The sequence below is a fragment of the Streptosporangium sp. NPDC005286 genome (assembly GCF_040607515.1).
Classification (GTDB): Bacteria; Actinomycetota; Actinomycetes; order Streptosporangiales; family Streptosporangiaceae; genus Streptosporangium.
In genome coordinates, this window is sequence record NZ_JBEXGU010000052.1 from 1 (window position 1) to 20,506 (window position 20,506).

Annotated in this window: 13 protein-coding genes; 8 read left to right on the forward strand and 5 right to left on the reverse strand. The window is 70.7% G+C overall.

The genetic code is table 11. The features are described 5' to 3' along the window. Nucleotides 1-202 precede the first annotated feature (202 nt). Entirely contained in the window at nt 203-1,561 is a 1,359-nt protein-coding gene (iscB, locus tag ABZU75_RS20375; protein WP_355556229.1) for an RNA-guided endonuclease IscB, read from the forward strand. An 85-nt stretch (nt 1,562-1,646) separates the two neighbouring features. On the opposite strand, the gene ABZU75_RS20380 is transcribed toward iscB, so the two are convergent. Continuing rightward, nucleotides 1,647-2,393 (reverse strand): SDR family oxidoreductase, encoded by a 747-nt coding sequence (locus tag ABZU75_RS20380; protein WP_355556232.1) that lies wholly within the window; start codon nt 2,391-2,393, stop codon nt 1,647-1,649. An 85-nt stretch (nt 2,394-2,478) separates the two neighbouring features. Here ABZU75_RS20380 and ABZU75_RS20385 point away from each other — a divergent pair, with 85 nt between their 5' ends. The 3 genes from ABZU75_RS20385 to ABZU75_RS20395 all read left to right on the forward strand — a co-directional run bounded on the left by ABZU75_RS20385 (nt 2,479) and on the right by ABZU75_RS20395 (nt 6,330). Further along, entirely contained in the window at nt 2,479-3,312 is an 834-nt protein-coding gene (locus tag ABZU75_RS20385) for an SDR family NAD(P)-dependent oxidoreductase (protein WP_355556235.1), read from the forward strand. Between the two features lie 57 nt (nt 3,313-3,369). Next, the gene (guaA, locus tag ABZU75_RS20390) at nt 3,370-4,920 is read left to right on the forward strand and encodes a glutamine-hydrolyzing GMP synthase (protein ID WP_355556238.1); all 1,551 of its coding nucleotides are present in this window, start codon (nt 3,370-3,372) and stop codon (nt 4,918-4,920) included. A 69-nt stretch (nt 4,921-4,989) separates the two neighbouring features. Continuing rightward, entirely contained in the window at nt 4,990-6,330 is a 1,341-nt protein-coding gene (locus ABZU75_RS20395) for an acyltransferase (protein WP_355556241.1), read from the forward strand. On the opposite strand, the gene ABZU75_RS20400 is transcribed toward ABZU75_RS20395, so the two are convergent. Beyond that, complete coding sequence (locus ABZU75_RS20400; protein ID WP_355556244.1) at nt 6,234-7,052, reverse strand: polysaccharide deacetylase family protein; 819 nt, start codon at nt 7,050-7,052, stop codon at nt 6,234-6,236. The two genes, ABZU75_RS20395 and ABZU75_RS20400, sit on opposite strands and share 97 nt — an antisense overlap. Nucleotides 7,053-7,317: 265 nt before the next feature. Here ABZU75_RS20400 and ABZU75_RS20405 point away from each other — a divergent pair, with 265 nt between their 5' ends. Further along, nucleotides 7,318-8,820: a hypothetical protein gene (locus ABZU75_RS20405; RefSeq protein ID WP_355556247.1), complete on the forward strand. Its 1,503-nt coding sequence runs from the start codon at nt 7,318-7,320 to the stop codon at nt 8,818-8,820. Between the two features lie 9 nt (nt 8,821-8,829). On the opposite strand, the gene ABZU75_RS20410 is transcribed toward ABZU75_RS20405, so the two are convergent. The 3 genes from ABZU75_RS20410 to ABZU75_RS20420 form a co-directional block, all read right to left on the reverse strand. Continuing rightward, nucleotides 8,830-9,957, reverse strand: coding sequence for a glycosyltransferase (locus ABZU75_RS20410; RefSeq protein WP_355556249.1), 1,128 nt, complete (start codon nt 9,955-9,957; stop codon nt 8,830-8,832). Next, complete coding sequence (locus ABZU75_RS20415; RefSeq protein ID WP_355556252.1) at nt 9,954-12,806, reverse strand: bifunctional glycosyltransferase family 2 protein/CDP-glycerol:glycerophosphate glycerophosphotransferase; 2,853 nt, start codon at nt 12,804-12,806, stop codon at nt 9,954-9,956. The genes ABZU75_RS20410 and ABZU75_RS20415 overlap by 4 nt, the downstream gene beginning before the upstream one ends. Nucleotides 12,807-12,957: 151 nt before the next feature. Beyond that, nucleotides 12,958-14,436, reverse strand: a complete 1,479-nt coding sequence (locus tag ABZU75_RS20420; RefSeq protein ID WP_350911511.1) for an NAD(P)/FAD-dependent oxidoreductase — start codon at nt 14,434-14,436, stop codon at nt 12,958-12,960. Between the two features lie 458 nt (nt 14,437-14,894). Here ABZU75_RS20420 and ABZU75_RS20425 point away from each other — a divergent pair, with 458 nt between their 5' ends. The 3 genes from ABZU75_RS20425 (at nt 14,895) to ABZU75_RS20435 (ending at nt 20,505) form a co-directional block, all read left to right on the forward strand. Next, a complete protein-coding gene (locus ABZU75_RS20425; protein WP_355556256.1) occupies nt 14,895-18,305 on the forward strand; it encodes a bifunctional glycosyltransferase family 2 protein/CDP-glycerol:glycerophosphate glycerophosphotransferase in 3,411 nt (1,136 codons plus the stop codon). 204 nt (nt 18,306-18,509) lie between these two features. Further along, entirely contained in the window at nt 18,510-19,469 is a 960-nt protein-coding gene (locus ABZU75_RS20430) for a CDP-alcohol phosphatidyltransferase family protein (RefSeq protein ID WP_355556259.1), read from the forward strand. 25 nt (nt 19,470-19,494) lie between these two features. After that, nucleotides 19,495-20,505: a sulfotransferase gene (locus ABZU75_RS20435; RefSeq protein ID WP_030912683.1), complete on the forward strand. Its 1,011-nt coding sequence runs from the start codon at nt 19,495-19,497 to the stop codon at nt 20,503-20,505. Nucleotide 20,506 lies beyond the last annotated feature (1 nt).

Sequence of the window (20,506 nt, forward strand, 5' to 3'; positions counted from 1 at the left end):
GCTTCCTCAGCCTGCCGCTCTGGAATCCGTGGGAGCAGACACGCCCGAGGGTGGGCACGAAACGGCTCACGGACTCCCGGCGACGCCGGGCACTGGCATGGAACCTGGGCGAGGGGAGATCGGTTCGGCCGCACCACCGGATCGGCGTCACCCCGAGGGCGCTTCGGCGCCTGAGGGAGCGAACCGTGAGGTTCACCCGGCCGTGTTCGTCCTCGACCGCCACGGCCACCCGCTTGACCCCTGCCATCCCGCCCGTGCCCGTCGCCTGCTGGCGGCCGGGCGGGCGGTGGTGGTGCGTCACACCCCGTTCGTCATCCGCCTCAAAGACCGGTCGGCTGCCGACTCCGCCGTGGCAGGCGTACAGGTCGGTATCGACCCCGGCTCCAAGCACACCGGCCTGGCCGTGTTCACCGACCGCGACGGGAGCCGGACAGGGAGGTACTCAATCCGGCTCGACCACCGAGGCGGAGCGATCCGTGACAGGCTCGCCTCGCGGGCCGCACTGCGCCGGGGGCGCCGGGGGCGGAACCTGCGCTACCGTGCCCCCCGCTTCCTCAACCGCACCAGGCCGAAGGGGTGGCTGGCACCGTCGCTGCAACACCGCGTCGACACCACCATGTCGCAGGTGGTGCGGCTGGCCCGGTGGGCGCCCGTGGCCGCCGTCCACGTGGAGAAGGTCTCCTTCGACACCCACGCCCTGTCGGCCGGGCGGCCGCTCGAAGGAGTGGAGTACCAGCAGGGCACCCTCGCCGGGTACGAGGTCCGCGAATACCTGCTGGCCAAGTGGGGGCGCACCTGCGCCTACTGCGGCGCGAGCGGCGTACCGCTCAACCTTGACCACATCCACCCCCGCAGCCGGGGCGGCTCCGACCGTGTCAGCAACCTGACCCTGGCCTGCATCGGCTGCAACCAGACCAAGAACGCCACCCCCGTGCAGGAGTTCCTGAAAACCAGGCCCGCCCTCCTCGCGAAGATCCTCAAGCAGGCCAAAGCACCACTGCGCGACGCCGCCGCCGTCAACACCACCCGCTGGGCACTGTGGCAGGCACTGGAGGCCATCGGCCTGCCCGTTCACACCGCCTCCGGCGGGCGCACCAAATGGAACCGCTCCCGCACCGGCGCACCGAAGTCCCACACGTTGGACGCGCTGCACGTCGGCTCGCTCGACACCGTGACCACCTGGCCGTCCACCGTGCTCGTGGTCAAGGCGACCGGGCGCGGCACCTACTGCCGTACCCGCACCGACCGCTACGGCTTCCCCCGCCTGCGGCTGCCCCGGACCAAGCAGGTCAAGGGGTTCGCCACCGGCGACCTGGTCCGCGCGACCGTCCCGACCGGCAAGAAGGCCGGAGTCCACACCGGGCGGGTCGCGGTCCGCACCACCGGAAAATTCAACATCACCACCCGGCACGGCACCGTACAGGGAATCGGCCACCGCCACGTCCGCCTGCTCCAACGAGCCGACGGCTACGGCTACACCACCCACCCGGAAACGCGGCACCGTGTCAGGCTTCCTCCCCCGCCCGAAGGCGGGGGTCTCCACGCTGGAGGCATCGGATGACCTCGGTGCCACGGCCGGTTCCGGCGGGGCCTCGGCGCCGCGCCCGCCGGGCCGAACGGCGGATCGAACCGCGTCACCCGCGGGATCAGTGGTCGACGGCCGTGGCGCCGCCGTCGACGACCAGGTGGGTGCCGGTGATGAAGGACGCCTCGTCGCTCAGCAGGAACCGTACGGCCGCGGCGACCTCCCCGGGGCGGCCGAGGCGGTGGAAGAGGGACTTGCGTTCGAAGGACTCCATGAAGCTCTGGTCGCCGCCGGTGGCTTTGACGAGCATGGGGGTGTCGATGTAGCCGGGGCAGACGGCGTTGATCCGGATCGGCGCCAGTTCGTGGGCCATGGAGCGGGTCAGGCCGAGCATGCCCGCCTTGGAAGAGCAGTAGGCCGGGATGAACGCCTGCCCGACCAGGCCCTCGACCGAGGAGATGCCGACGACCGCGGAGCCCTCCTGCTTGCGCAGGTCCGGAAGCAGGGCCTTGACCAGCAGGGCGTGGGCGCGCAGGTTGACGTTGAGCACCGCGTCCCAGGCCGCCTCGGTCAGCTCGCCGATGCCCAGGGGCGCCGCGATCCCGGCCGCGTGCACGAGGCCGCCGATCGCCCCCAGGGCGTCGCGGCTGGTGGCGGCCGCGGCGGGAAAGGACGAGGCGTCGGTGACGTCGACGGTGACGGAGATCGCCGGGGCGCCGTTCATGGCGACGAAGGAGGCGGTCTCCTTGGCGCCCGTCTCGTCGAGATCCCAGATCGCGACCGGGCGCCCGGCCTCGGCGAGCGCGAGCGCGCAGGCCCTTCCGATCCCTGACGCTCCGCCGGTGACGATGACTCCGGTGCCTGTCATGGCCTGCCTCCTCGACTGGTGGTGAGCTTAACGTTAGTTTTGTGCCCAACTGGTCGCTAGGTAAGGCAGCAGGGGAGGCGGCGCGATGCGTGAACTGTCAGGCAAGATCGCGGTTGTCACGGGGGCGGGCAGCGGGATAGGCCGGGCGCTCGCGCTGGGCCTGGCAGCGGAGGGGATGGCCCTCATGCTCGCCGACGTCGATCCGGGCACTCTCGCGGAGACCGCCTCGCTGGTGGAGGGGGTCAAGGTCCTCACCGAGATCACCGACGTCTCCGACCAGGCGGCCGTGCAGCACCTCGCCGACCGGACCTTCGGCGAGCTGGGCGCGGTTCACGTACTGTGCAACAACGCGGGGGTCTTCCAGGGTGGCCAGATGTGGACCAGGGAGCCCGAGGACTTCGCCTGGCTGCTCGGGGTGAACCTCTGGGGTGTGCTCCACGGCATCCGGTCCTTCGTCCCCCGTATGATCGCCCAGGACACCGAGGGCCACATCCTCAACACCGTATCGGTCTCGGGGCTGTTCGCCGCGCCGTTCTCCGGCGCCTACTCGGTCTCGAAGTACGCCGCGTTCGCCGCCTCGCAGTCCCTCGCCCAGGACCTCGCGATGGCCGGCTCCAAACTCCGGGTGACCGCGCTCTGCCCTGGCGGGGTACGGACCGGCATCAACCGCTCGGAACGGGTCCGGCCGGAGAATCTCGCGGTCGCCAGGCCCACCGAGGACGAGGTGGCCTCCGTCAGGATCATCGACGGCCTGGTGGAACGGGGCATCGACCCCGAACAGGTGGCGCTCGCCGCGGTGGCGGCCATCCGCGAGGAGCGTTTCCTGGTCTTCACCCATCCCGGCTACGCGGCGGGCCTGCGCGAGCAGACCGAGGCCCTGCTCGCGGGGACGCTGCCCCCGTTTCCCATCTACGAGTAGCGCGCTGACAGGCGCCGATAGACTGGCAGCACCGCTCTGTTCCTTTTGGGGGTCTTGGTGTCTGAGTTCGACACGGTCCTGGTCGTCGATTTCGGCGCGCAGTACGCGCAGCTGATCGCGCGAAGGGTGCGTGAATGCCACGTCTACTCCGAGATCGTCCCGTCGACGATGCCGGTGGAGGAGATGATGGCCAAGAAGCCCAAGGCCATCATCCTGTCCGGCGGTCCCTCGTCGGTGTACGCCGAGGGCGCCCCGGCCGCGCCCGAGGGCCTGTTCGACACCGGTGTGCCGACCTTCGGCATCTGCTACGGCTTCCAGGTCATGGCCCAGGAGCTGGGCGGAGAGGTGGCCAGGACCGGCACCGCCGAGTACGGCGGCACCCACCTGGAGGTGAGCGACCAGGGCGTGCTCTTCGCGGGGCTGCCCGCGAAGCAGTCGGTCTGGATGTCCCACGGGGACAGCGTCTCCGCCGCCCCCGAGGGCTTCACGGTCACCGCCGCGACCGCCGAGACGCCCGTCGCCGCCTTCGAGAACCCCGAACTGGGCCTGTACGGCGTCCAGTTCCACCCCGAGGTCCTGCACTCCGAGCACGGCCAGGCGGTGCTGAAGCACTTCCTGGACGCCGCGGGCTGCCGCCCCTCCTGGACGATGCTCAACATCGTCGAGGACGCGGTCGAGGCGATCCGCGCCCAGATCGGCCCCGAGGGCCGCGCCATCTGCGGGCTTTCCGGCGGCGTCGACTCCGCGGTGGCCGCCGCCATGGTCCAGCGGGCCATCGGCGACCGCCTGACCTGCGTCTTCGTCGACCACGGGCTGCTGCGCAAGGGCGAGGCCGAGCAGGTCGAGCGCGACTTCGTGGCCGTCACCGGGGTTAAGCTCCGGGTGGCCGACGCCCAGGAGCGCTTCCTGAAGGCGCTCGAAGGGGTCACCGACCCCGAGGAGAAGCGCAAGATCATCGGGCGCGAGTTCATCAGGGTCTTCGAGGACGAGCAGCGCGCCATCATCGCCGACGGCCCCGTCGACTTCCTCGTCCAGGGCACTCTCTACCCCGACGTGGTCGAGTCGGGCGGCGGCACCGGCACCGCCAACATCAAGTCCCACCACAACGTCGGAGGTCTCCCCGACGATCTTCAGTTCTCGCTGGTGGAGCCGCTCCGCGCGCTGTTCAAGGACGAGGTCCGCCGGGCCGGCGAGGAGCTGGGCCTGCCCGCCACCATGGTCTGGCGCCAGCCGTTCCCCGGCCCGGGGCTGGGCATCCGCATCGTCGGCGCGGTCAGCCGCGAGCGCCTGGAGATCCTCCGCGAGGCGGACGCCATCGCCCGCGAGGAGCTCTCCCGCGCAGGTCTCGACCGGGAGATCTGGCAGTGCCCGGTCGTGCTGCTCGCCGACGTCCGCTCGGTGGGCGTCCAGGGCGACGGCCGCACCTACGGCCACCCGATCGTGCTGCGCCCGGTCTCCAGCGAGGACGCCATGACCGCCGACTGGTCCCGCGTCCCCTACGACGTGCTCGCCCGCATCTCCACCCGCATCACCAACGAGGTCCGCGAGGTCAACAGGGTGGTGCTGGACGTGACCAGCAAGCCCCCGGGCACCATCGAGTGGGAGTAGGCGCCCGGCGGGGGACAGTTGCCGCCGATGGCGGGGTTTCCCGGGGGGCCGAGGGGTAGGTTGGGGCGGGTGTCCTCTCCAATGATCGGCGCGAGCTCCGCCAAGACCCCCGTCCCCCGCCTGGCGTGGCTCGACGCGCTGCGTGGGATCGGCGCGGTCGCCGTGTTGCTGGAGCACATGCTGCCCTGGTTCATGCCCGCCCTGCGGCCGTACTGGTTCAACCTCGGGATGTACGGCGTCCTGGTGTTCTTCCTGGTCAGCGGGTACATCATCCCGGTTTCGCTGGAGCGGCGCGGTGATGTGCGGGCCTTCTGGATCAGCCGCGTGTTCCGGCTCTACCCGATCTACCTGCTGGTCGCGGTGGGAGTCCTGGTCATGGCGATCTGGATGCCCGTCCGCGAGCAGGTGCCCAGGGACCTGGCCTCGGTGTCCGCGCACGCCACGATGCTGCTGGACGTGGTGCACCTGGGCGGCCTGGCCGACACCATGTGGACGCTCTCGTACGAGATGGTCTTCTATCTGATCGTCACCGCGCTGTTCGTCGGCGGGGTGCACCGCGCGAGCGGTGCCTTCGCCATCGGCTTCGGGGCGGTCGCGGTCGTGGCGGGGCTGGTGTTGACGGGGCCGCCGCTGAAGGGCTCCGGGCCCGCGTACGTGTCCGGCGTGCTGTTCTTCGCGGGCCTGGCCTGCCTGATCGGCGGACGGTTCACGAAGATCGCCGCGTATGTCCTCGGTGCGATGGCCGTGGTGCTGCTGATCTTCTCCGGCTTCGTCCCGTGGCTGGGGGCGGCGATTCTCGCGGTGATGTTCGCCGGGACCGCGATCCGCCGCTGGGAGCACGGGGAGGGAGCCCTCTGGCCGGTGGCGGCCGCGACGGTGCTCGTGGCGCTGGCCCCGGTCTGGTCGGAGCAGGCCGGCTGGTGGTGGGTGCGGCCGGGGCCGTGGTTCGTCACCATGGCGCTGGCCGGGGTGTCGTTCGCGGGCGCGATGGCCCTGCGCGAGCGCCGGCTGCCCAGGTTCCTCGTCTGGCTGGGGCTGGTCAGCTACTCGGTCTACCTGCTGCACCACCCGCTGCTGCGGATCGCGCACGCCGTTGTCGGGGACGTGCGGGCCGCGGGGCCGGTGGTGCAGCTCTCCCTGTCCGCGGCGTTCGTGCTGGTGGTGCTCGGCCTGAGCCTGCTCACCCACCGCTACGTGGAGCTTCCCATGCAGCGGCTGGGCAGGCGGCTGGCTCGGCGGCGGTCCGCGGACGAGATCACCGAGAGGACGCCCTCAGCTGAGATGGCCAAGAGGGCGTCCTCGGGTGAGGCGGCTCAGCTGCCGTCCGCGGGTGACTCCGCCCAGTCGCCCGGGTCGCCGGTGGGCGACTCGGAGGTCAGGTCCTCGTCCTTCTCGGAGCCGACGGGGTAGACCTCTCCGGCCTTCGTGGCCTTGGCGCCGCGCAGCGAGGAGACCGCCACCATGTGGTAGCCCTGCTTCTGCAGCGCGGTCAGCAGCTTCGGCATCACCTTGACCGTCTGCTCGACCCAGTCGTGCATGAGGATGACCCCGTCACGCTTGGCGTTCTTGAGCACCTCGTCGTAGATGGCCTTCTCGTTCTTGGTCGCCCAGTCGCGGGAGCCGCCGTTCCACAGGACGATCGGCATGCCCATCTCGGTGGCGATCGCCGCGACCCGCTGGTCGAACTCGCCGTAGGGCGGCCGGATCGTCGTCGGGTACTTCCCGGTGGACTTCTTGACGATGTCCTGGGTCTTGGTCAGCTCCTCGCGGATCTTGTCCTCGGACAGCTCCCGCAGGTGCGGGTGGCTGTAGCTGTGGTTGCCGATGTCGTGGCCCTCGGCGACCATCCGCTTGGCGAACGCGGGGCGGGACTTCACGTACTGACCCTCAAGGAAGAACGTCGCCTTGGAGTTGTACTTCTTGAAGGTGTCGAGCAGCTTGTCGGCGTACTTGCCGGGGCCGTCGTCGAAGGTCAGCGCGATGCACTTGACCTTCGCGCAGTCCACCGGCACGGGCTTGGGGGCGGGCTTGGCCTTGTCCGCCGACTTGGCCGTTGTTCTGGGTTGTTCCGCACTCCACGCGGCGGTCGGGGTGGCGATCATGGCCAGCGCACAGGATGTGGCCAGCAACATTCGGACAGGAGACTTCATGAGGGGATCTCCGGGTCAAATCGACGTCGGTCGAGTGGGCATCCTATCGAGGTGCCTGATGCCTCCCGGGGCTGAAGCGTCACAATGTCCTGTGAAAGCCCATGTGCTCCGGTGACCGCGCCGCGGTGCGCGCCCTACCGCAAACTTGACGTTTCCCCAGGTCATGGCTGTGTATAGCGGCGTGGGCGCGCCCCGCTGCTGCCCGATGATGGGCAACGGCCCCCTGCCGGAAAACGCTGGGGAGAGCATGACGATCGCTACGGTGGGGCCGCCCTCGGTCGAGAGGGAGCGGGGCGATGTTCGCGACACCCGCGACCGGCGGTTCACGCTCGCCTGCTACGCGACCGGCCAGCTCGTGCTGCTCGGCTGGTGGCTCGCCTTCCACCCCGGGCTGATGAGCCCGGACTCCGTCACCTACGTCGCGCACGTCACGACGGGCCCCTGGGTGGCCGGCCAGTCGGTCGCCTACGACGCCCTGCTCGGCCTCTCGCTGAGGGCGACCGGCGACCTGTCCCCGGTCACCCTCGCGCAGACGGCGGCGATGGCCGCCGCGCTGGCCCACCTCGCGGGCGCGCTCAGGTCGCTGGGCGTGCGCGGGCGCGGGCTGCTCGTGGCGCTGGGATGCGCGGTGCTGTCACCGCCGCTCGGCGCCTTCACGGTGACGATGTGGAAGGACGTGCCGTTCACGGTGTGCGCGGTGCTGGCCGCGGGCACCGCCGTACGGCTCGCGACCGGGCCCGCCGCGGTACGGCGCGCGGCCGGGAGCGGGACGCGGGGCACGCTCAGGAACAGGGTGCTCAAGGGCGGGTGGACCTGGGATCCGCGGCTGGCCGCCCTCGGTGCCGAACTCGCCGGGCTGGGGTTGTTCAGGAACAACGGCTTCCTCGTCGCGCTGATCGCCGCGATCCTGCTGCTCCCGTTGCTGCCCGCGGCCCGCCGCCCGCTGGCGGCGGTGGCCGCGGCAGCGGTGGCGGCGCCGCTGCTGTTGCTGGGCGCCGGCTACCCGGCGATGGGCATCGCGCCGCCGTCCCGCTCGTTCGCCTACCAGACGGTGTTCGGCGATCTCGCCGTGGCGTACGGGGAGCGCCCCCGGCTCTTCGACCGCGAGCAGCGGGCGCTCCTCGCCACGATCGCCCCGCTGCACGCCTGGCGGCGGGGTGCGACCTGCCAGACCATGGCGCGCGTCTTCTTCGACCCCGCCTTCAGCCACTCGCGGGCCGAGCAGCGGATCTCCGACGTGCTGGAACTCTGGCGCGGGCTGCTGGTCCGCGCGCCCGGTGTGATGCTGAGCGCCCGGATCTGCCGCGCCGCGCTCGCCTGGCAGGTCGGTTCGACCTCGGGCGAGCCCGGCGGCGAGCTCTATCGCTTCTCGCTGCGCGATCCCCGGCTCCCCGACGGCTGGGCGGGCACCCCGGCGGCCTCGGCGATGCGGCAGCGGCCGTTCTCCGCCGGTCTGCGGGCCGCCGGGCTGTCCGCGCTGGACGCGAGCACGGTCAGGCAGCTGGAGTGGCTGCTCTGGCGGGCGCCCTTCTGGTGCTACCTCGGCTACGCGGCGGCCGCGCTCGCGTGGCGGCGGACCGGGAGCGGGGCGGCGCTCGCGGGGGCGGCCGTGGTCGCGGGGCAGCAGCTCGGCGTGATCCTCACCAACACCGCGCCGGACTTCCGGTTCATGGTGGCGCCGATCTTCGTCGGTGTCCTGTTCGTGCCGCTGCTGCTGCGGGAGGTACGAACCCTGCCGCCCCGGCGATGAGCGCCCGCGTCAGCGGTCGATCTCGTCGAACAGCGCCTCCCAGCGGTCCAGGACGCGGGGCAGCCGGTAGGCCCTCATCCGTTCCCTGCCCCTGGCCCCCATCCGCCGGCGCAACTCGGCGTCGGACATGAGGCGCTCCAGGGCGGCGGCGAAGCTCCCCGCGTTCCCCGGTTCGGCCAGCACGCCGTTGTCACCGTCCGAGACCAGGGTCCTGACCCCGGCCGAGGCGTCGCAGGCCACGGCGGGCAGCCCGCAGGCCGCGCCCTCGGCGAGGACCAGCCCCCACCCCTCGAAGTCGCTGCTCAGGGTGACGATGGAGGCGTCGAGGTACTCGGCCTCGACGTTCTCGACCTGCCCGCGGAAGACGATCCGGCCGCCGAGTCCGGTCTCGGCGGCCTGCGCCTCCAGCGCCGCCCTGAGCGGCCCGTCGCCGATGATGTGCAGCTCCCACGGTTCGGCGACGGCGGGGGCCGCGGCGGCGAAGGCGTCGATCAGCAGGTCGATCCGCTTCACCCTGACCAGCCGTCCCGCCGAGACGATCCGCGGGTTGCGCAGCTCGGCGGCCTGCTCGGGAAAGACGCTGACCGGGTTCAGCATGGTCCCGCAGTTGGCGAGCCGGTGGTTGGTGAAGGACGTGGCGTAGTCGTCGCAGAGGAAGAGCGCCTTGTCGAGGGGCGCGTAGTGCTTCTTGATCAACCGAAGGTTCGGGGAGTCCACGGCCTCGGCGTACGACTGGTGGTACTGGCCGATCTTGGCGATGTGCGGCATGGGCAGGTCGGCGATCCAGTGGGCAGCCCAGGGCGAGGCGATGACCAGGTAGCCGCCGTCGATCCGGTCCGTCAGCCGGAGCAGCCGCTGCCTGGCGGTGGCGATCTCCTCCGGGGTCCGCCGCGCCTTCGCCCTGCGCCACGGGAGCGAGCGGGGGGCGGCCTCGGGGGCGGGTGTGTCGTACAGCGTGGCGTGCCGGTAGACCGGGTCGGCGAAGTAGGTCTGCGGCTGCCTGGAGGGGTTGATGCTGACCAGGGTCACCCGGTGCCCGCGGGTGGCGAGGCCCTGGGCCAGGGTGTGGATGACCCGCTGGGAACCGCCCATCGAGTCGCCGTCGGTGCTGAGGAAGATGACGTTTCGCGCTCTCATCGCACGACCTCCGGGAAGAAGGCGTCCACGACCTTGCCGCTCGCCTGTCCGTCGTCGAGGCCGCACCAGCGGTCGCGGAACTCCGCGTAGCGCCGCCCGTACCGCTCGGTGATCTCACCGAGCTCCTCCAGCGCGGCGGCGAGCTCGCCCGGGTCGCGCAGCAGCGGGCCGGGGGCGACCTCGGCCAGGTCGAAGCAGACCCCCCGCTGGGCGGAGGCGTAGCGCTCGTGGTCGTCGACGTAGTAGAGGATCGGCCGGCCGAGGCAGGCATAGTCGAACATGATCGAGGAGTAGTCCGTCACCAGCACGTCGGAGGCCAGCATCAGGTCGTTGACCTCGGGATACGCCGAGGCGTCCCGGGCCAGCCAGCCGAGCGGGTCGGGCACCGTGAAGCGGTCGTAGGGGTGGGCGCGGACGAGGACCACCCAGTCCGGGCGGAGCGTGGCGGCGAGGGCCGGCAGGTCGATCCGGAGTGATTCGCCGCTGAAACGTCCGTTGTCGCGGTACGTGGGCGCGTAGAGGACCACCCGTTTTCCGGCCGGGATCTCGAAGAACTCCCTGACCCGCCGCGCCCGCTCGCGCTGCGCCGGTTCGGCGTGCCGCACCAGCACGTCGGTACGCGGGTAGCCGGCGTGCAACAGTTCGCCCTTGAAGCCGCTGGCCTCGGCGAAGTCCCGGCGGAAGTCGCGGCCCGGGGTGAGCAGCATGTCCCAGCGCGCCACCGCCTCGGTGTACTTCCTGGCCAGGGCGGGCTGCGTCCGGTGGCGAGGCTCGTCCAGCCCCATCTTCTTGAACACCTGGCCGTGCCAGGTCTGCAGGTAGCGGGTGCCCTTGCGCTTGCGGTAGCAGTAGGGGAGGTTGTGGCTGTCCACCCAGTAGCCGGCGCGCGCCAGGGTCCAGGCGTAGCGGAAGGTGTCGCGCTGGACGAGGTCGACGTCCTCGGGAAAGCGCTCGGGGACGCCCGCGTGGGACCAGACCGCGCGCAGGCCGCCCGCGCGCCGCTGCAGCTCCTCGTAGACGTAGCGCGGGTTGCCGGTGTAGCCGCTCCCCTCGGCGGACTCGAAGAGCACCAGGCGGCGGTTGACCGGCACCGTCGCGCTGACCAGCCGGTAGAAGCGACCCAGGTTGCGGGGGGTGGCCAGGTCGGACAGCAGGTGCCGGCAGAGCTCCGCCATGCTCGGCAGGCGTCGCGCGGGCACGTGGCCGAGCCTGCGCGCCACGAGCCGGAACGGGATGTCGGCGGACGCCTCCAGGACCAGGCGGCCCGTGCCCACCGTGCCCACGGAGGTGAACGACAGGCCGGGGGACGCCAGCAGGGGCCTGGCGTTGCGGCGCTCACCCTCGTGGAGCGAGATCGTGACCGCCTGCGGCCTGACGGCGTTGTCCGGCCAGTCCAGCTCGGGCAGGGAGATCGACACCGTCGCCTCCAGGATGCCCGTCCCCTCGGGGATCTGGGTGCCCTCCGCCTCCTCCGGGTCCCACTGCCCTTCCAGCCCCCGCCGCTCCCGCGCTCCCTCCGGCGGCTCGGTCACGACGGGTGCCGGCTCGAAGGGGATCGAGGCGATCGTCTTCTTCCTGCCGCCGATGTGCAGCCAGGCGGTCAGCGAGCGGCCGTCGAGCACCCGGCCGGGGTCGTAGGTCCGCAGGCGCAACCGGACCTCGTCCCTCGACGCCTGCAGGTCGACGAGCTCGTGCCGGAGCAGCGCGCCGGCCAGTGGTTGCTCCGCCAGGTGCAGCTCGGTCACGTCCAGCTCGCTCCTGCCCTGCTCGCTCAGCGGGAGCGTCGCCCCCCAGAACATCCGCCCGCCTTCCGCGGTGACCGCCCGGGGCGGCACCGAGTGCCTGGCCCCCAGTTCGACGGCGGCGAGCGCCGCCTCGGCGCCGCGCCGCTCGCGGACGAGCTGGAGGCAGACCCGCTCGGCCCTGCTCAGCCGCTCGATCGCCGCGGGTTCGAGCGTGTCCACGTACGGGATGACGAGGTCGGCGAACTCGGCGATCCACCCCGGGTCACGCTGGGGCAGGTCGCCCAGGTAGAGGCGGAGGTCGTGGGAGAGGAAGCGGAAGTCCTTGTCCTCCTTGAGATCGAGGGAGTGGGTGGCGGCCAGCACGCGGTCGCTCAGCACGGCGGCCGTGACGCGCTGGCGCACGTTCTCCAGCTCGTGCCGCCGCGACGAGATCGACCTGGTCGCGGGCGTGGCGGCGAGCAGCCAGCGGTAGACGGGCCACGGTACGACGGCGAACAGCTTGCTGCGGCAGAACAGCTCCGTCGACCAGACGATGTCCTCGTGGTGGATGTCCTCGTGGAACCGGATGCCGGTGCCGTCCAGGAAGGTCCGCCGGTACAGCTTGTTGGTGGCCAGGCAGTTGAAGAGGAGTTCGGGTTCGGCGCGGATGTCGTCCACGATCCGGCGCTCCGCGAACAGCCGGGGGTACCAGAGGGTGACGGCGCCACTCGCCTCGTCGACGCGTTCCACGGTGCCCATGACGAAGTCGGCACCGGTCGCCTCCGCCTCCAGCAGCAGGCTCTTGCAGGCGTGCCTGGGCAGCTCGTCGTCACTGTCGAGGAACATCAGGAAGGGTGCGCGGGCGGCGTCCATGCCCGCGTTGCGGGGGGCGCCGCAGCCGCCGCTGTTGGCGGGCAGCCGCACGTAGCGGACCCGGTCGTCCTCCTCGGCGAGCGCCTTGGCCACCGCGGGGGTGTCGTCGCCCGAGCAGTCGTCCACGACGATCACTTCGAGGTTCTTGAGCGTCTGGCCGAGTACGGAGCGCACGGCCCGGGGTAACCGGGGTGCGTCGTTGTAGGTGATGACGATCACGCTGACGTCCGGGACCGTGTAATGCTGTGTCATGATGCGCAACTCCAGGGCGGCTGGGAGGAGAGCCTTGACCCGCAACGGCCGGCAGCGGCCGGGCAAGGCGTCATGGGATTGCCGGTTTCGGTGTTCCGCCGGTGTCTGTCGGCGTCCGTCGGTGACGGGTGGTGGATGAGCGGCCGTCAGGTCAGGGAGCCGTCGGGCCGAGGAGGACGGGGGCGTCGCGGCCGGTGCCCCTCGCGGTCCGGTGGCCCGCGCGCTCCTCGTGGTACTCCGCGTCGACGTTGACCTCCCAGACGTCGTGCCTGGCGCCGTCGACGAGGTTCTCCACGGTCAGCATCGCGGTGAGCATGGAGTGGTCCTGGTTGTTGTACCGATGCATGCCGTTGCGGCCGACCGGGTGGATCCGCGGCCACTCCACGTCGAGATACTTCCTGAGCACCTCCACGTTGTGGACGTAGCCGGCGTCGTAGACCGGGTAGGCCTTCGGCATCCGCACCACGTAGCCCCGCTGGACCTCACCGGGGGTGACCAGGCCCAGGTGCTCCAGCTCCCGGGTGCCGAACGCGACGAGGTCGTCGTCGGGCATCCGCCACAGGTCGTCGCCCTCGTTGACGAAGTACTCCAGGCCGAGGCAGGTCCGTCCGGCCCGGACCAGGTACGGCGACCAGGAACCGTAGTTCTGCACCCGGCCGAGCCGCACCTCGGGGGAGTGGATGTAGATCCAGTTGTCGGGGAAGGAGAACCGCTCGGGGACGACCAGCGCGACGGTGAGGAAGTCGCGGTACCTCAGCCCCGCGGCCGCCTCGGCGACGATGTCCGGCACGTCGGGCCCGAACGCGTGGATCAGGGTGCTGAGCGGCATCGAGGAGATGAGGTTGTCGCAGTACACCTCGCGGGTGGTGCCCTCGCCCTCGCCCGTGCGGACGGTGAGGGCCAGCCGGCCCCGGTGGCGGCGGACGCGCTCGACCCGGGTGCCGAGGCGCACCGTGGAACCCAGCTCGCGGACCCGGTCGGCGCAGGCCTCCCACATCATGCCCGGCCCCAGCTTGGGGTAGCGGAACTCCTCGATGAGGCTGGTGACCTCCTTGCTGTTCCTTCCGGGCAGCAGCGCGCCGGCGATCGCCCTGCCCAGGGAGAGGTTCCTGATCCGCTGCGCGGCCCAGTCGGCCTGGATGCTCTCCGCGGGGACGCCCCACACCTTCTCGGTGTAGGTCTTGAAGAAGATCCCGTAGAGCCGGCTGCCGAACCTGGCCGTGACCCAGCCCTCGAAGGTGGACTGGTCCGCGGGCGGCCTGATCCGGGCCCAGGCGTAGGAGCCGACACATCGTGCGGATTCCAGGACACCGAGATTGCGCAGGGCGTTGGAGGCCCTGAGCGGGTAGTCGTAGAAACGGCCGCCGTAGTGGATGCGGCTCATCCTCGGGCGGAGCAGGAAGTCCTCCTCGTCGAGGATCTCGTTCCAGAAGTCCGTCACCCGCGACACCTTCGTGAAGAAGCGGTGTCCGCCGATGTCGAAGCGCCAGCCGTCGCGTTCCTCGGTCCGGCTGATCCCGCCGACCACCCGGTCGGCTTCGAAGACCTCGCACGGGTGTCCTCGCCGGGCCAGCTCGTAGGCCGCGGTGAGCCCGGCGGGCCCCGCCCCCACGACGACTGTTGAGTCCATGCGCTTCCCCCCGCGAATGCCGTTTCCTGCGATCTCGCCCGTCTCGGTCACCCGATCGTGTCGGACGGTCCGGGGGGACCGAAGGGTCATTACGACTTACTAGGACGTGTGCATTCCCAGCCTTGACCAGGACATGGTGAAGGCGTTGCCGCACCGCGGGCCGGAGGCGGGGCCGGCCGGGTGCGAGAGATGGTCAAGTCTCGGTCTGCTCAGTCCATCGCGGTCATATTTTGGGCGCGCCCCATCGGCCGCGAAGCCATGCTGCTGACGTGACGTCCACCTCGCGCGCATGGCCGCCGGGTCGTGCCGGCGGGCACCCGGGTCTTTCGCCGAGCCCCGCCACGCGCCCGGGACGTCCTCCACGATGAGTGGATCTTCACCTGCGTGGCGTGTCCGGTGTTCGCGCGGACGGACCGGACTGTGAGCTTTCGACTACCGGAGGACCGATCGTGGCCCCAGTGAGCATCATCGTGCCCATCTACGACGTGGAACCGTACCTTGAGGCGTGTCTGGAGTCGTTGGTCGCGCAGACCTGGAGTGACATCGAGGTCGTCATGGTGGACGACGGTTCTCCCGACTCCAGCGCGGAGATCGCCGAGGCGTTCGCCGCGCGCGACGCGCGGTTCCGGCTGATCCGGCAGGAGAACGCGGGCCTGGGCACCGCGCGCAACACCGGCATAAGACACGCCACCGGCGAGTTCCTCGCCTTTGTCGACAGCGACGACATGCTCCCGCTGACGGCGATCGAGACGATGGCGTGCAGCCTTCAGGAGAGCGGTTCCGATTTCGCCACCGGCAACGTGCTGCGTTTCAGCGGGCAGGGGGTGCGCCAGTCGGCGATGCACAAGACGATCTTCGCCAACTCCGCCCGGCGAACCCACGTGACCCGTGACGAGATCCTGCTCAAGGACCGGCTGGTCACGAACAAGCTCTGGCGCCGCTCCTTCTGGGACGAGCACGGGCTGAACTTCCCCGAGGGGGTGCTCTGGGAGGACATCGCGGTCTCGCTGCCCGCCCACTTCCTGGCCGGGGCGGTGGACGTGCTCTCCACCCCGGTCTACCTGTGGCGGGAGCGGGAGGGGGAGAGCGTCTCGATCACCCAGAACCGGGGGCACGTCAAGGGGATCGAGGACCGGTTCGCCGCCGTCAACTCCGTGCGCCGCTTCCTGACCGACACCGGCAGGGCCGAGCACCTGCCCGCGTGGGACCGGATGGTCCTTGACAGCGACCTGCCGAACTTCCTGCAGGTGCTCGACCAGGCGGGCGAGGAGTTCCAGCAGCGCTTCCTCGACCTGGCCTGTGCCTACCTCGACCAGGCGGGGCCGAAGGTCCTCTCGCGCATCCCCGCGCAGCGCCGGGCGAAGTGGGCGCTGGTACGACAGCGCCGGATGGACGACCTGGTCCAGCTGCTGGAGTGGGACAGGACGGTCAAGCCGACGGTCCGGGTCGGCGGCGGCGGCATCCGCGGGTACCACCTCAACAGTCCGGTACCCGTCGAGCGGTCCGCCATCCGGATGCGCGAGGAGCTTGACCTGCGGCAGCGGGTGGACGGCCTGAACTGGAAGGACGACAGGCTGATCGTCGAGGGCAGGGTCTCGCTGCGCTACCTGCGGCCCCGCCGGCGGATCCAGCAGCACGTCTTCGCCTGGCTGGTCCCCGAGGGGGCCGGGCGCAGGATCCGGCTCCCGGTCACGGTCAAACGTGGTCTGTCGCTGGTGGACACGGGCCCGCGCAGGCGCAAGGACTGGTGCGGGTTCCGGCTGGCCGTCGACCCGGCCGGGCTTCCGGCCGGCTCGTCCTGGCATGTCGACCTGTGCGTACTGTCCCGGGGCCTGCTGCGGAGAGGCAGGCTGGCCCAGCCGAGTCCGGCCGCGCGGCGGCTGGAGCTCACCGATGACGAGTCGGGGAGCGTGGCGTGGACGGAGTGGACGCCGGCCGAGGAGTTCAGGCTCAGGGTGGAGCGGCCCGGCGGCCGGGTCACCGGTCACCGGGTGGCCGAGGGCAGGCTGCGGATCACCGGCCGGTGCGGCGACGACCTCGGCGCCGCACCGGTGCTGCGGCTGACCCGGCCACAGGGCGGCCGCGACCGGCGCTACCCGATGGCCACCTCGGACGGCACCTTCGAAGCGGTGATCGACCTCGACGAGGTGCTGTCCGAGCGCTGGCCCGGCCTGGACCCGGCGAGCCTGGAGATGAGCGCGCTCAGCCCCGGGGCAGAATGGCACTTCGAGGTCGTCCCGGAGCAGGGCGACGCCCGGCCGCTGATCGTCGAGCGTGACGTGGAGCGCGGCCTGCACCGGCTCCGCGGCCGGGACGTGGTGCTCGACAGGTCGCGGACGGGTGGGCTGGTGCTGCGCGAGCAGCGGCCGACGTTCTACGTGGAGCGGGTGGAGTGGACCGAGCGGGGGCACCTGGCGCTGACCGGGGCCGCGATGCGCCCCATCGACGGCCAGGCGTGGCTGGTCCTCACCTCGCGCAACCGGTTCAACGAGCGGCTCTTCCCGATCGTCGGCGGCAGCGCCACGGTGACGCCCGAGGGGACCGCCACGCTCGGCGGGTGGCTACCGCTGCCGGCGGGCACGCACGGTTTCGCGATCCGTACCGACGCGGGCGACATGCGGGTGGAGTTCCGGCTGTCCGCGCCGCTGGAGCACGTCTCCGCCACCCGTACGTTCACCTTCGACACCGACCTGACCTCCGAGGCCGTCTTCACGGTGAGTGACGACCTGCGCGCCTCGGGCAGGCCGAAGCAGCAGCGACTGCTGCGCGAGGACTTCTATCCGGCCAAGCGCCAGGAGGCGCTGCGGCCCGCCGTCCTCTTCGACAGCTACGCCGGCAGGCAGTTCTCCGACAGCCCGAAGGCGATCTACGAGGAGCTGGTGCGGCGGGGCGCCGACCTGGAGTTCATGTGGGTGGTCAGGGACGGGCAGGTGGAGCTGCCCGAGGGGGTGGCGCCGATCCGGCGGTACGGGCGGGAGTTCTACGACGCGCTGGCCCGCTGCCGGTACATCGTCACCAACAGCCACCTGCCCTCCTGGTTCGAGCGCAGGCCGGACCAGATGGTGCTGCAGACCTGGCGCGGCACCCCGCTGAAGCGCGTCGGCTTCGACATCGAGAAGGTGCTGTTCGCCAGGCCCGACCATCACGAGCGGCTGGCCAGGACCGTCGCCAGGTGGAGCCATCTGATCTCGCCGAGCCCCTGGTGCACCTCGGTCCTGGACAGCGCCCTGCGGTTCGAGGGGGAGATCCTGGAGATCGGCTCTCCCCGAGCCGACCTGCTCCGCCGCGACGGAGCCGCGGAGATCCGGGAGCGGCTCGGCCTGCCCGAGGGCAGGAAGGTGATTCTGTACGCCCCGACGTGGCGTGACGACAAGTTCTACAGCAGGGGGCGCTACCGGCTCGACCTGCGTCTGGACCTGCAGCGGATGTCCGAGGAACTCGGTGACGACCATGTGCTCATGATCCGCAAGCACCCGAGCGTCACCGACAGGGTGCCCCGGATCGGCAGGGACTTCGTCCTCGATGTCTCGATATATCCGGATATCCAGGAGCTTTACCTGGTCGCGGACATGCTGATCACGGACTACTCGTCGGCGATGTTCGACTTCGCGGTGACCGGCAAGCCGATGCTGTTCTACACCTATGACCTGGAGCGCTACCGCGACGAGGTGCGCGGCTTCAACTTCGACTTCGAGGCCGAGGCCCCGGGCCCGCTGCTGCGCACGACCGAGGAGGTGGTGGAAGCCGTACGGGACGTCGACGAGGTGCGCACCAAGTACCTGAGGCTGTACGACGCCTTCACCGCCAGGTTCTGCCCGCTGGAGGACGGCGGCGCGGCGGCGCGGGCGGTGGACCGGATCTTCCGGTAGCCGCGCCCGCCTCGCGAGAACGGCGGGCCCGGAGTGAAGGCGGCCGGTGGTTCCGGAGAAAGGCCGGGGAACCCCTCCCCGGCCTTTCATGTCTCCAAAGCAGCCGATCACTGTGGCGCGGGTCGGTCAAGAAGTGGCATGGAGATCTTCTAGTAGTTACAGAGCGTAGATGACAGGAGACGCAGCGTGGCCATGCTGGGACGCATGAGGGCCTATTCGTTGGACGACGTCCACGCGACCCGGAAACGAAAAGACTCCTGGTGGACCGTTTTCCTGGTTGACCCGGTGGCGTGCAGGCTCACCCTGCTCGTCGCCAACCACACGTCCATCACCCCCAACGGGCTCACTCGCTTCTCCCTGATTCTCGGGATGTGTTCGGCGATCTGCTTCGCGGCCGGACGGCTGGTGCCGGGGGCACTGCTGTTCTACCTGAGCTTCATGGTCGACTGCATGGACGGGAAGATCGCCCGGCTCAAGGGGACGGGCACCGCGTTCGGACTCTGGCTCGACTACGTGGGCGACCGGATCAGGGTGGTCTGCTGCGCCGCGGGGGTGGCGTCCGGGCAGTACGCGGTGACGGGGGACATCGCCTACATCCTGCTCGGCGCGGGGGTGGCGGTGCTCGACCTGTTCCGTTACGTGAACGCGCCGCAGATGAAGCGCGTGCGCGAGGTGGTCAAGGAGAACCGGCTCGGCCGCCTGGCGGCCGTCGAGTCCGTGGTGGCCCCGGGACACGTCAGGCCCGCGGAGGCCGTGGTGGCCGCCGGACACGCCGGACACGCCGGACACGCCGGGCACGTCAGGCCCGTCGAGGTCGTCATGCCCCGCGAGGCCATCACGCCCCGCGAGCCGATGCGGGTCGTCCCCTTCGAGGGCCGGCGGCCGGGGCCGCGGGGCGGCAAGCGACAGAAGCTGCCCCGCAGGTTCGGCCGCCTGCTGGCCCGCCACCGGGTGCGGAGCCATCTGATCAGCGGCATCGAGTTCCACGCCGCGGTGTTCGTGGTCGCCCCGCTGGTCGGGAGGGTCGCCCTGGTGCCCCTCGCGGTCGCCTCCGGGGCGCTGCTTCTGCTGAACGAGGTCTTCCTGATCTATCGAATGTGGCTCTTCTCCCGGGTGGTGCCCGCCGCGCCGCTGGTGGAGAAGGTGCCGCGCGTATCTGTTTGACCAAGCTTTACGGGGGTTCGTTGTCATGCAGTCCGACCGCCCGATCTTCGTGATCGGTTGTCCACGTTCAGGCACCACCATGTTGCAGCTGATGCTGCACTCGCATCCACGTATCGCGGTGCCTCCGGAGACACGGTTCGTGGTGCCCGGCTACTACCGCAGGTTCTCCTTCGGGGACCTGCGCGAGGAACGGAACCGGCGCAGGGTCGGCCGGTGGATCGTGAGCGACAAGGACACCAAGTTCAAGGAGCTCAAGCTCGACGGGGACAGGCTGATCGACGACATCGTCGCGGGGCCGCCGACGCTGGGCTCGGCGATGGGCATCACCTTCCGCTCGTACGCCGAGCAGTACGGCAAGAGCCGCTGGGGTGACAAGCGGCCCAGCTACTACCACCACGTGGACCTGTTGACCAGGCTCTTCCCCGACGCCCAGTTCGTGCACCTGATCAGGGACGGCCGCGACTGCGTGGCGTCGCTGAAGGAGATGCCCTGGTACACCAAGGACGTCTTCCACGCGGTGGTCAACTGGAGTGAGGCGATCGACTACGGCCGCCACCACGCCAAGAAGCTCCCCGCCGACAGCTACTACGAGCTGCGTTACGAGGACCTGACCGCCTACCCGGAGACCGAGCTGAGCAAGCTCTGCGAGTTCCTCGGCGAGGACTACGACCCGGCGATGTCCGAGCCGTACCACGTCGCCAGGGTGGCGATCCCGCAGCACAAGGTCTGGCACAGCAACACCCACGGCGATGTCACGACCGCCAGGGCGGGTTCGTGGAAGGCCAGGCTGGAGCCCTGGGAGATCTCGGTCTGCGAGACGGTCCTGGCCGAGCGGCTGACCGCCAACGGCTACGAGCTGAGCGGCGCGCCCAAGGCGGGCAAGGCCCACATCCAGGCGTGCGAGAAGGCCGCTGCCAAACGACGCTGGGCGCGCAGGCGCAAGGAGTTCCGCGACCGCGTCAACCGGTTCCGCGAGCCGAGCCCGGTGGCCGCGAGGCTCACCAGCCGGCAGCTCGGCGAGCTGGCGAAGGTCTGAC

Coding starts and splice junctions, on each gene's coding strand:
- ABZU75_RS20400 (WP_355556244.1), bottom strand. CDS start 7,052: ATGTTGCTGGCCACATCCTGTGCGCTGGCCATGATCGCCACCCCGACC.
- ABZU75_RS20405 (WP_355556247.1), top strand. CDS start 7,318: ATGACGATCGCTACGGTGGGGCCGCCCTCGGTCGAGAGGGAGCGGGGC.
- ABZU75_RS20420 (WP_350911511.1), bottom strand. CDS start 14,436: ATGGACTCAACAGTCGTCGTGGGGGCGGGGCCCGCCGGGCTCACCGCG.
- ABZU75_RS20430 (WP_355556259.1), top strand. CDS start 18,510: ATGAGGGCCTATTCGTTGGACGACGTCCACGCGACCCGGAAACGAAAA.
- ABZU75_RS20415 (WP_355556252.1), bottom strand. CDS start 12,806: ATGACACAGCATTACACGGTCCCGGACGTCAGCGTGATCGTCATCACC.
- ABZU75_RS20410 (WP_355556249.1), bottom strand. CDS start 9,957: ATGAGAGCGCGAAACGTCATCTTCCTCAGCACCGACGGCGACTCGATG.
- ABZU75_RS20435 (WP_030912683.1), top strand. CDS start 19,495: ATGCAGTCCGACCGCCCGATCTTCGTGATCGGTTGTCCACGTTCAGGC.
- ABZU75_RS20380 (WP_355556232.1), bottom strand. CDS start 2,393: ATGACAGGCACCGGAGTCATCGTCACCGGCGGAGCGTCAGGGATCGGA.
- ABZU75_RS20385 (WP_355556235.1), top strand. CDS start 2,479: ATGCGTGAACTGTCAGGCAAGATCGCGGTTGTCACGGGGGCGGGCAGC.